General features: G+C 70.5%; 8 protein-coding genes and 1 riboswitch. Of the genes, 2 read left to right on the forward strand and 6 right to left on the reverse strand.

Going from position 1 to position 11,651, the window contains the following annotated elements:
• Positions 1–101: 101 nt before the first annotated feature.
• The 4 genes from ACFW16_RS04050 to ACFW16_RS04065 form a co-directional block, all read right to left on the reverse strand.
• Positions 102–1,655 carry a DNA polymerase Y family protein gene (locus ACFW16_RS04050; RefSeq protein ID WP_380302117.1) on the reverse strand — a complete coding sequence of 518 codons (1,554 nt, stop codon included), beginning with the start codon at positions 1,653–1,655 and terminating at the stop codon, positions 102–104.
• Entirely contained in the window at positions 1,570–2,322 is a 753-nt protein-coding gene (locus ACFW16_RS04055; protein WP_380302119.1) for an ImuA family protein, read from the reverse strand. Before ACFW16_RS04055 ends, ACFW16_RS04050 begins: the two co-directional genes overlap by 86 nt.
• Before the next feature lie 206 nt (positions 2,323–2,528).
• On the reverse strand, positions 2,529–2,903 hold the full coding sequence (locus ACFW16_RS04060) for a YciI family protein (protein ID WP_380302121.1): 375 nt from the start codon (positions 2,901–2,903) through the stop codon (positions 2,529–2,531).
• Between the two features lie 69 nt (positions 2,904–2,972).
• The gene (locus ACFW16_RS04065; protein ID WP_380302123.1) at positions 2,973–3,398 is read right to left on the reverse strand and encodes a DUF5818 domain-containing protein; all 426 of its coding nucleotides are present in this window, start codon (positions 3,396–3,398) and stop codon (positions 2,973–2,975) included.
• A gap of 329 nt (positions 3,399–3,727) precedes the next feature.
• On the opposite strand from ACFW16_RS04065, the gene ACFW16_RS04070 reads away from it, so the two are divergent.
• A complete protein-coding gene (locus tag ACFW16_RS04070) occupies positions 3,728–8,608 on the forward strand; it encodes an NAD-glutamate dehydrogenase (protein ID WP_380302125.1) in 4,881 nt (1,626 codons plus the stop codon).
• Positions 8,609–8,651: 43 nt separating this feature from the next.
• Here ACFW16_RS04070 and ACFW16_RS04075 read toward each other — a convergent pair whose 3' ends face one another.
• A complete protein-coding gene (locus tag ACFW16_RS04075; protein ID WP_380302127.1) occupies positions 8,652–9,146 on the reverse strand; it encodes an Lrp/AsnC family transcriptional regulator in 495 nt (164 codons plus the stop codon).
• A gap of 27 nt (positions 9,147–9,173) precedes the next feature.
• The gene (locus tag ACFW16_RS04080) at positions 9,174–9,896 is read right to left on the reverse strand and encodes a haloacid dehalogenase type II (protein ID WP_380302129.1); all 723 of its coding nucleotides are present in this window, start codon (positions 9,894–9,896) and stop codon (positions 9,174–9,176) included.
• A gap of 178 nt (positions 9,897–10,074) precedes the next feature.
• A riboswitch (cobalamin riboswitch) is annotated at positions 10,075–10,287 on the forward strand.
• A gap of 134 nt (positions 10,288–10,421) precedes the next feature.
• Between ACFW16_RS04080 and ACFW16_RS04085 the strand changes: the two genes are divergently transcribed.
• Positions 10,422–11,648 (forward strand): aromatic ring-hydroxylating dioxygenase subunit alpha, encoded by a 1,227-nt coding sequence (locus tag ACFW16_RS04085; RefSeq protein WP_380302130.1) that lies wholly within the window; start codon positions 10,422–10,424, stop codon positions 11,646–11,648.
• Positions 11,649–11,651 lie beyond the last annotated feature (3 nt).

Below are 11,651 nucleotides of genomic sequence, written 5' to 3' on the forward strand. Positions count from 1 at the left end.
GACCCGGCGATCCAGGGGCCACCCAGAGCGGCTCCTGCCGCCCTGGATGCCCGGGTCAAGCCCGGGCATGACAACAAAGGAACGGGACGAAACCGTCGCCATCAGTCGAACATCCCGTGCAGGAACCAGCGCGGCGGGCGGCCCGGCAGGTAGGGGCCGGCGCGGTAGACCCAGAAGCGGCGGCCGGTCTCGTCCTCCACCCGGTAGTAATCACGGATCATGTCCGGCTCGGTCCGGTCCTGCGGCCGGGCCTGGCGCCACCATTCATAGGCGATGCGCTCCGGCCCGTCGGCGCGGCGCACGCGGTGCGTGGCGCCGGCCCAGCGGAAGCTGCTCGGCGGGTCGTCCGGCACCTGGGCGATGGCCTCGATCGGCTCCGGCCGGCGCAGCAGGCGCAAGGGCCGCACCCAGCCGGGCGGCCAGGGCCCGGCGGGCCGCCCCGGCCTGCCCTGGTCCGGCGCCAGCGGCGGGCGGGGGGCGACGCAGCGCTCGGGCAGGTGGCTCTCGACCGCGGCCGGGCGCCAGATCCGGTCGAAGCCGATGCGGTTGCCGACGATGTCGACGAAGCCGGCCAGATCGTCGATCCCGGCGCTTTCGCCTTCCAGCGTGCTCAAGCCCGACTGGCGGCCGGCCACCGGCGCGACGCGGTCGGCGCGCAAGGTCGCCACCTCGACACCGAAGCCGGGATCGACCCGGTCCAGCCGGTCGGCCAGAAGGCGCCCGACCCGGGCCGGGTCGCGCACCGGCAGCGCGGTGCGGATGGCGACGGTCTGGCAGCGGCCGTCGACCCGGTGGAAGGCGGCCGTGAACTGCGCCGCGCCCATCATCCGCGCCTCCAGCCGGGCGCAGAGATCGGCGGCCAGGGCGGCCAGGGCGCGCTGCAGGTCCTCCGGCGTGCCGATCGGCTCGGCGAAGGCCAGGCGGGCGAACCAGGGTGTCGGCGGCCGGCGGAAGCCGACCGTCTCCTCCGCCCGGGCCAGCGCCTGGTCCAGCCGCAGCAGCGGCCCGGCGCCGAAGCGGCGGGCCAGGCCGGCGCGCGGCGCCGCCAAGAGCTCGCCGATCCGGGTCAGGCCGATCCGCCGCAGCGCCGCGACCTCGTCCTCGTCCAGCCGCAGTGCCGCCATGGGCAGCGGGGCCAGGGCCTCGCGCTCGGCCCCGTCCGGCAGGATCCGCCGCTCGGCCTTGTCGTGATGCGCCAGCGCCCAGGCGGCGCCGAAGCTGCCGGCGACGGCGATGCGTGCCGGCAGGCCCCGGTGCTGCAGCCGCCCGGCGAGGTCGGCCACCAGCCCATCCTCGCCGCCCCAGAGATGGGCGCAGCCGGTGATGTCGAGCCACAGCCCGTCGGGCGGGCAGGGGGCCGCGGCGGGGCTGTAGCGGCCGGCCCAGCGCACCAGCCGGGCCAGCGCCCGGGCATCGGCGGCATGGTCGGCCGGGACCAGGGCCAGCGCCGGCAGCACGGCGCGGGCATCGGTCGCCTTCTGCCCGGGCCTGATGCCGGCGGCCCAGCCGCGGTCGTCCACCGCCACCACCTGGCGCCGCTGCTCGACGGTCTCGACGATCGCGACCGGCTCAGCCGGCCAGGCGTCGGGGGGCGTGGTCAGCCGCAGCCGCGTGATCGGCCAGTTCGGCAACCACAGCGAGACGATCCGTCCCATCCTCGGTCTCCACGATCCAGCGGCCGGGCCGGCCGCCGCGGCTGTGGGTCAGGGCCAGCTCCCAGCGCGCCGGCCCGACCCAGGCGGCGGTGCCGCCGCTCGGCGCCGGGGCCACGGCCCAGCGCGTCACCGCGGCGCTAGCGCTCGCCCGGACGATGCCGTCCCGCCCGGCCCGCGGCGCGACCGGGCGGCGCTGCAGCAGGAAGGCGGTGGTGCCGTGCGCCTCACAGGCCAGCTGCAGCCGGCGCTCGGCCAGCAGCTCGGCCCGCGTCGCCTCGGCCAGCACGGCGCCGAATCCGCGGGTGCGCAAAGCCTCCTCCGCCACCGCCAGCACCCCTGTCTCGTCGCGCGGCCGGACCAGGACCAGCCGGTCGGGATCCAGCCCCAGCGCGGCCAGGGCCGGCGGGTACAAATCGTCGGCCACGGCGCACCACAGCACCGGCCCGCGCCGCTGCAGCCGGGCCAGGATGCGCGCGGCGAAGCCGGTGGCCGGCGCCCCGGCGGGGTCACCGCCGGCGCCGGCGACCCGGTGCAGCCGGCCGAGCGGCAGCCCGCCGCGCGGCAGGCGGCCGTCGATCGGAGGCAAAGCGAGCGGCAGGACTCCCGGATCCTCGACGGCGGATCCGTATCGGTTCAGGCGCTCGCGCAGGGCGGCGAGGGCGGACATGGCAAGGCACGATGTTCCATATTTGTTCTAATATGAATCCACCACGCCGCCGGAGAGTCAAGCCGCGCGAGTCCGGGCCTCCCTCACACTCCCTTCGCGTGGCCAGGGCTCGACGACGCGGCCATCGCGGACGCGCATCGGCTTGATCTGGAAGCGATCGCCGATTCGGACATGGCGGTGATCTGCGCTGCCGGCCCCGAGGCCGGTCAGCCCCCGCGGATCCCAGGCAGGAACAGCCGGATCGGCCGGATCTCGTAGCCGCCGGCGCCCGGATTGGCCTGGGCCAGGTCCCGGGCGATGGCCACCGCCTCGTCCCGCGATTCGCAGTCGACCAGGTAGAAGCCGAGCATCTGCTCCTTGGTCTCGGCATAGGGGCCGTCGATCACCAGGGGCTGCTGCTGGCCCTTCATCAGCGTGGTCGCGTCGGCGGTGAAGGCCAGCCGCGCGGCGGGGCCGAGCTTGCCTTCCGCGGCGAGGCGCTTGTGGACGACGTCGAGCCGGGCCATGACGGCGTCGTCCTCCGCCTGGGTCCAGGCGCCGACGGCTTCTTCCGAGTTGTAGCAGAGAATGGCGTAGAGCATCCGGGCCTCCCTTCCCGTGTCCGGGCGGGAGTATGCCCGGAAATCTCTACGCCGCCAGCCCGGCCGTGCTCAGGGCGTCGGCTGCACCACCACGGCGCCGGGGGCCACGGTCACGGCCGTGCCGCCGGCCGCCGGCAGATAGGCGCTGGTCATGACGTCGACCTTGTCGGCGCGGATCGTCTCCAGCGTCTGGCACAGCGACCATTTCGCGGTCGGGCCGGAGACGGTGACGCGATCGCCGATCCGGACCGGGACGGGCTTGCCCTGGATCGACACCTCGCTGCCGTCGTCGCGGCGCAGCACGGTGCAGGGCCGGCCGACCTGGAGCGTGCCGGTGTAGACGACGCTGATGCCGTCATGCCACTGGGTCGACACTTGCGGGAAATCGTAGGGCGGGATCTGCACCTGCTGCTGGGAGGTCTGGCAGGCGCCCAGCAGGGTCGCCGCGGCGAATGCGATGAAGAGGGCCGGCGAGGGGCGATGACGGGTCGACAACACGCGCTCTCTTTCTCGTTCTGGCGGCGGAATCATTTCTTCCAATACAGTTTCTTCCATACAGGTGAAGCGGGGCCGCCGTCCAGCCGGCGTTACAAGCGAACGTTCCGGACCAAAGTCGGGTTATTTCAGACCGGATTGCGGAGACTTTGTGATCCGGGATGTCCTAAGCCCCGGAATTGTCTGATGAAATCGCCCGAGAATGCCGTCGAACCGTCACGGTTCGGCGGTTTCCTTTTACCCGGGTTGATTGTATGCCCTTGGGGCCCTGATGCGGCCCAACACGGTTTCGAGAGGGGCCGGGCCGCACGCTCTCTGGAGTCTGCAGGATGTCGAAGGCCGACCAGCACAAGGCCGAAATCGTCGATGGCGTCGTCGCCCTGGCCAAGCAGCGGCTCGACCCGGCGAAGGGAGGAATGGCCGAGCGGTTCACCCGCCTGTACTTCCGCAACGTGCCGCCGCACGACGTGCTGCGCGAGGGCACGGACACCCTCTACAGCGTCGCCCTCGGACTGCTGCAGTTCGGCGGCGAGCGCCGCAAGGGCGAGGTCAAGATCCGGATCTTCAACCCGGTCTATGACGACTATGGCTGGCGCAGCCCGCACACCGTGGTCGAGATCATCAACGACGACATGCCGTTCCTGGTCGATTCGGTGACCGCGGCCATGTCCGAGCTCGGCCTGACCGTGCATCTGGTGGTGCATCCGATCGTCGCCGTCAGCCGCGACGCCCAGGGCCGTCTGAGCGACGTGCAGGACCCGGCCGCGGCGCCGGAAGGCACGCCTGCGGAAAGCTTCATGCATGTCCAGATCGACGAGCGCACCGACCAGGCGACGCTCGACCGGATCGCGGCGACGCTGCGGGCCGTGCTGGCCGATGTCCGCGCCGCGGTCGAGGACTGGAGCGCGATGCGGCAGCGGATCCGCGCCGTGCTCGAGGAGCTGGACCACGAGGCGCTGCCGGTCGACCCCGGCGAGACGCGCGAGATCATCGCCTTCCTGGAATGGCTCGAGGACGACCATTTCACGTTCCTGGGCTATCGCCGCTACGACTTCGCCCGCACCGAGGACGGGCTGGAGATCGCGATCGTGCCGGACAGCGGCCTGGGCATCCTGCGCCAGGCCGAGGTCTCGGTGTTCGACGGCGCCCGCCGCTACGACCGGATGTCGGAAGAGGCGCAGTCGATGCTGCGCAGCACCGCGCCGCTGACCGTCACCAAGGCCAGCCTGAAGGCGACGGTGCACCGGCCGGTGCATCTCGACGTCTTCACCGTCAAGATCTTCGACGAGGCCGGCGAGGTGGTGGGCGACCACATGTTCGTCGGCCTGTTCACCTCGGTCGCCTACAGCCGCAGCGCCCGCGACATCCCCTATCTGCGGACCAAGGTCAGCCGCACCCTGGCGCGCGCCGGGATGGACCCGCGCAGCCATGACGGCAAGGCGCTGGGCCACATCCTCGACACCTATCCGCGCGACGAGCTGTTCCAGATCTCCGAGGAGCAGCTGCTCGACATCGGCATGGGCGTCCTGCACCTGCAGGAGCGGCAGCGGACGGCGCTGTTCGTGCGCCGCGACCCGTTCGGGCGCTTCGTCTCCTGCCTCGTCTACGTGCCGCGCGACCGCTACAACACCGACCTGCGCCACCGCATCCAGAAGATCCTGCAGAAGGCGTATGGCGGCCCGGTCACGGCCTTCACCACGCAGATGACCGAAGGGGCGCATGCCCGCGTCCATTTCCTGATCAAGACCGAGCCCGGCGCCGGCACCCCTGGAAGCGATCCTGGCGAGCCGGTCGACGTGATCGAGGAGCGGCTGGTCGAGGCCGGGCGCAGCTGGTCCGACCTGCTGCAGTCGGCGCTGGTCGAGACCAAGGGCGAGGAGCAGGGGCTGATCCTGCTGCGCCGCTATGCCGACGCCTTCCCGGCCGGCTACCGCGAGGAGACCACGCCGGCGGCGGCGATCGTCGACATCGAGCGGATCGAGGAGATCGACGAGGCCGGCGAGATCGGGCTGCACCTGTTCCGCCCGATCGAGGCGGCGCCGAACGAGCTGCGCTTCAAGCTGTACCACCGCGGCACGCCGGTGCCGCTGTCCGACGTGCTGCCGATGCTGGAGCATCTCGGCTTCAAGGTGGTGTCGGAGCTCCCGACCGAGGTCAACATCCAGGCGATCGGCCAGGCCCAGGGACCGGTCTGGATCCATGATTTCGAGATGCGCAGCCGCAGCGGCGACGCGATCGACCTGAACCGCCTCAAGGCCGTGTTCCAGACCGCCTTCGAGCGGATCTGGACCGGTGACATGGAGGACGACCGGCTGAACCGGCTGGTGCTGGCCGGCGGGCTCGACTGGCGCTCGATCACGCTCCTGCGCGCCTACGCCAGGTTCCTGCGCCAGGCCCGCTTCGCCTTCAGCCAGGAGACGATCGAGGACACGCTGGTGGCGCATCCCGAGACGACGCGCGCCATCGTCCGCATGTTCGCCACCCGCTTCGACCCGGACCTGACCGGCGACCGCGAGGTGGCGATCCGCGGCATGCTGGTCGAGATCGAGCACATGCTCGACGCCGTGACCAACCTGGACGAGGACCGCATCCTCCGCCGCTTCCTGAACCTGGTGCGGTCGACCCTGCGCACCAACTACTTCCAGACCGATGACGAGGGCCGGCCGAAATCCTACCTGTCGCTGAAGCTGGACAGCCTGTCGGTCGAGGAGATGCCGCTGCCGCGGCCCTGGCGCGAGATCTTCGTCTACAGCCCGCGCATGGAGGGCGTGCACCTGCGCGGCGGCAAGGTCGCCCGCGGCGGCATTCGCTGGTCCGACCGGCGCGAGGATTTCCGCACCGAGATCCTCGGGCTGATGAAGGCGCAGATGGTGAAGAACACCGTCATCGTGCCGGTCGGCTCGAAGGGCGGCTTCGTCCTGAAGCGGCCGCCGGCCCCATCGGCCGGGCGCGAGGCGTTCCAGGCCGAAGGCGTCGAATGCTACAAGATCCTGATGCGCGGGATGCTCGACATCACCGACACCATCGTCGGCGGCGAGACCACGCATCCGGAGCGCGTCGTCCGGCATGACGAGGACGATCCCTACCTCGTGGTCGCCGCCGACAAGGGCACGGCCACCTTCTCCGACATCGCCAACGGGGTCAGCCAGGATTACGGCTTCTGGCTGGACGACGCCTTCGCCTCCGGCGGCTCGGCCGGCTACGACCACAAGAAGATGGGCATCACCGCCCGCGGCGCCTGGGAATCGGTGAAGCGGCATTTCCGCGAGCTGGGCACCGACATCCAGTCCCAGGACTTCACCTGCGTCGGCGTCGGCGACATGTCGGGCGACGTGTTCGGCAACGGCATGATCCTGTCCGAGCACACCCGCCTCTTCGGCGCCTTCAACCACCTGCACATCTTCGTCGATCCGGACCCGGACGCGGCCGGCAGCTTCGCCGAGCGCAAGCGGCTGTTCGACCTCGCCCGCGGCTCCTGGGACCAGTACGACCAGGCGAAGCTGTCGCCCGGCGGCGCGGTCTACGAGCGCCGCGCCAAGTCGGTGAAGCTGTCGCCGGAGGTCCGGGCCCGCTTCGGCATCGAGCGCGAGACGGTGACGCCGAACGAGCTGATCCAGGCGATGCTGAAGGCCCAGGTCGACCTGCTGTGGTTCGGCGGCATCGGCACCTATGTGAAGAGCAGCCGCGAGAGCCACGCCGATGTCGGCGACAAGGCGAACGACGCGCTGCGCATCAACGGGCGCGACGTCCGAGCCCGGGTGATCGGCGAGGGCGCCAATCTCGGTGTCACCCAGTTCGGCCGCATCGAATATGCCCGCATCGGCGCCGGCGGTTCGGGCGGCAAGCTGAACACCGACTTCATCGACAACTCGGCCGGCGTCGACACCTCGGACCACGAGGTCAACATCAAGATCCTGCTGGGCGCCGTGGTCCAGGCCGGCGACCTGACGCTGAAGCAGCGCAACACGGTGCTGGAGAGCATGACCGAGGAGGTCGGCCAGCTGGTCCTGCGCGACAACTACCTGCAGAGCCAGGCGCTGTCGCTCGCGGTCGGCGAGGGCTTCGAGGTGCTGGACCAGCAGGCCCGCTTCATGCGCGGGCTGGAGAAGGCCGGCAGGCTCGACCGCGTGATCGAGATGCTGCCGACCGACGAGGAGCTGACCCAGCGCTCCGGCAACCGCGAAGGGCTGACCCGGCCGGAACAGGCGGTGATCCTGGCCTATGCCAAGATCAACATCTACGACGCCCTCCTGGCCAGCGACCTGCCGGACGACCCGGCCCTGGTCGACGACTTGGCGCTGTACTTCCCGACGGCGCTGCGCGAGCGCTTCAGGGACGCCATCGCGCAGCACCGGCTGCGGCGCGAGATCGTGGCCACCCACGTCACCAACAGCATGGTGAACCGGGTCGGCGCCACCTTCGTCTCCGAGCTGGCGGACAAGACCGGCATGGGCGTGGCCGACATCGCCCGCGCCTATCTGATCGTCCGCGACGGCTTCAGCCTGCGCGACATCTGGGCGGCGGTCGAGGCGCTGGACAACAAGGCCCAGGCCCAGGCGCAGATCCGCGCCATGCTGGCGACGCGGCGGCTGATCGAGCGCAGCGTCGCCTGGATCCTGCGCCAGCAGGGCCGCGGCCTGGACATCAGCCAGGACGTGGCGCATCTCAAGCCCGGCCTGGCCGAGCTGGAGAGCCAGCTGGACGCCGCGATCTTCGACGACGCCCGCACCGTGATCGACACCCGCGCCCGGGGCTTCGTCGAGGCGGGCTTCCCGGAGGATCTGGCCCGCCGCGTCGCCCGGCTGAACCTGTGGGCGGCGGGGCTGGACATCATCCGCATCGCCGACCAGGCCGGGCGCGGCGTCAGCGAGGTGGCGTCGGTCTATTTCGAGGCCGGCCGCCGGCTGGGCCTGGCCTGGCTGCGCGACGGCGCCAGCCGGATGCCGGCCAGCAACCACTGGCAGAAGCAGGCGGTGGGGGCGATCGTCGACGACCTGTACACGCTGCAGGCCGACCTGGCGGTCCGTGCCCTGCAGGACGCGCCGGCGGGCGCGGCCGGGGCCGATGTGGTGGAGGCCTGGGTCGGCCACCGCCGCGCCCCGGTGGACCGGATCGATCAGCTGGTGTCGGAGCTGAAGGCGCTGGACCAGGTCGACCTGTCGATGCTGGCTGTCGCCAACCGCAATTTGCGCGGTTTGGCGACGGGGTGAGGGACGGTCGGAGGTAGGTTGGGTTCGCCAACGCGAACCCAACCTACTCGGTTTCCCGCAGCAGCTTCTGCAGCGGGGCGGCCTGGCGCAGGATCGGCGACTTGATGACGATGTAGCTGAAGTACTTCTCGATGCCGAGGCGGCGGTCCAGCAGCGCCTCCATCACCTGCTGGTAATGGGCGATGCTGCGGGCCAGGAAACGCAGCAGGTAGTCGTAGCCGCCGCTGACCATGTGGCACTCCAGCAGCTCCTCCACCGTGGCGAGGCCGGCCTCGAAGCGGATGAAGTCCTCGCGCCGGTGGTCGCTCAGCGTCACCTCGGTGAACACCGTCACGCTCTCGGTCAGCTTCGACAGGGCGATGCGGGCGCCGTAGCCGGTGATGTAGCCGGCCGCCTCCAGCCGTTTCACCCGCTGCAGGCAGGGGCTGGGCGACAGGCCGACCGCCTCCGCCAAAGCGGCGTTGGTGATCCGCCCGTCGGCCTGCAGCCGGGCCAGGATGGCGATGTCGATCCGGTCCAGCTTCGGCGCGCCCGCCATCCCTTCCTCGTCCTGTCTACCGCGGGATTACCCGCGCAGTGCTTTCTGGTGAGCTTTTGCCAGTTCCGCCATGCTGGTGAAGCGGAAATCGACCTTGGGCTCGGTCGCCGGCTTCATGGTGGCGCCGAAGCCGCCCTCGGCGTGGCGGCGGTGGATCCAGCAGGTGGCCAGACCCGCCGCCGTCGCCGGCTCGTGGTCGTGGAACAGGCTTTCCGCCGTGTGCAGCACCTCGCCCGGGGCGATGCCCATGCCGGCCAGCTTCTCCAGCATGTAGTCGAAGTTGCGCGACGCCGGCTTGTAGCTGCCGATGTCCTCGGCGGTGAAGACGGCGTCGAACTCGACCTGCAGCCGGACGTTGCTGAGGGCGAAGCTGGCATTGTCGACATTCGAGAGGATGGCCAGCTTGTAGTACTTCTTCAGGTACTGCAGCGCGCCGGCGGTGTCGGCGAAGGCCGGCCAGTCCTTGATCGACCGGCCATAGGCCAGTGCCTCCTCCCAGCTCGCCGCCACGCCCCATTCTTCGGCCAGGCGCTTGTAGACGATCGCCAGCAGCTCGCTGTAGCGCCGCGCCGGGGTCCAGCGCTGCTGCGCCGATTCATGGCGGGCATGGGCCTCCAGGATCCGGTCGCGGCTCAGCGGCGCCTTCACGCGGGCGGTCAGCGGCGCCAGCGCGTTGACTATGCCGGTCTCCCAGTCGATCAGCGTGCCGTAGCAGTCGAAGGTCAGGATCTTGAAGTCGGTCAGCGTCATGGTGCGTCCTCCGGTTCCGGTTTTCCGATTGTCCGCCGGCGGTGCCGGCAGGGGCTGCGCATTCGTGCCCGGCGGCGGCAGGCGCTGGCGCAGCGCGGCCGTCCCGCAGCAGAAAATGCCGTGTCGCAGCCGCGTCATGGCGTGTCGGCTCTGGAGCGTGCGGGGCCGCGGAGTCGCGCCATGATCCCTGCCAAGAGGTGCCGGCCGATGCCGCCGATCCAAGAAGCGGCAGGCCGGAGAATTGGGAAGCCGGTGAGACTCCGGCGCTGCCCCCGCAACGGTGACGGCGGTGAAGGTGCGGCAGGGGCCACTGGAGCGATCCGGGAAGGCGCCGCACCGGGCCAGGAAGCCCGCCGGAGTCCGGAAACCAGCCTCGACGGAGTTTTGTTCGGTGATCGCGGTGGGCGGTCGGCGGGCATGTTCGCGAGGGGCCGGTCCGGTCGCCGAGCGCGCGTACCCGGATGCCACATCTGCGACCGTGCCCAGAGGAGAGGATCGGGTATGGAAGCGCGTTCGGCCATGTTGATGGATCTGCTCTCCCGCGCGCCGGGCTTCAGCCTGAAGCGGGATTTCTACACCAGCCCCGCCTATCACGCGCTGGACCTGGAGCACATCTTCTATAAGGAGTGGCTGTTCATCGGCCATGCCTGCGAGGTGACGCGGCCGGGCGATTTCCTGACCGTGCAGATCGGCGAGTATCCGGTGATCGTGGTGCGCGGCCGCGACCGCGCCATCCGCGCCTTCCACAACGTCTGCCGCCACCGCGGCTCGCGCCTGTGCACCGACGAGCGCGGCTCGCGCCCGCGCCTGGTCTGCCCCTACCACCAGTGGACCTACGACCTCGAAGGCAAGCTGATCTTCGCCCGCGACATGATGGACGCGATCGACCCGGCCCAGTTCGGGCTGAAGCCGATGGCCTGCCACGAGGTCGCCGGCTGGATCTTCATCTCGCTGGCGGAGGAGCCGCGCGACTTCGAGCCGCTGCGCCGCATGATCGAGCCCTATATGGCGCCCCACCTCCTGTCCGAGGCCAAGGTCGCCCACAGCTCGACCATCATCGAGCGCGGCAACTGGAAGCTGGTGATGGAGAACAACCGCGAATGCTACCACTGCTCCGGCAACCATCCGGAGCTGTGCCGCGTCTTCTCCGACCAGCCGACCCTGACCAGCGGCCAGAAGGGGATGGAGGAGGCTCCGGAGATCCTCGCGCACTGGCAGAGCTGCGAGGCGATCGGCCTGCCCAGCCGCTACCAGATCTCGGACGACATGCAGTACCGGGTGATGCGGGTGCCGTTCATCAACGACGCCCATTCGATGACCATGAGCGGCCAGCCCGCGGTGAGCCGCCTGCTGGCCGAGTTCCCGACCACCAAGCTCGGCTCGATGCTGCTGTACCACTATCCGAACAGCTGGAACCACCTGCTGGCCGACCACGCGCTGAGCTTCCGCATCCTGCCGATCAGCCCGACCGAGACCGAGGTCACCACCAAATGGCTGGTGCACAAGGATGCGGTCGAGGGGGTGGACTACGACCTGCAGGCGCTGACCGAGGTGTGGACCGCGACCAATGACGAGGACCGCCGCATCGTCGAGGAGAACCAGCGCGGCATCCTGTCCCCGGCCTATGAGCCCGGGCCCTATTCGCGGATGCATGAGGGCGCGGTGATCCAGTTCGTCGACTGGTACGCCGACACCCTCACCCACCGGCTCGGCGGCGGCACCGGCGCCACCTCGATCCGCGACGTGGCGTAGGGC

The organism is Inquilinus sp. NPDC058860 (genome assembly GCF_042743185.1).
Classification (GTDB): Bacteria; Pseudomonadota; Alphaproteobacteria; order DSM-16000; family Inquilinaceae; genus Inquilinus.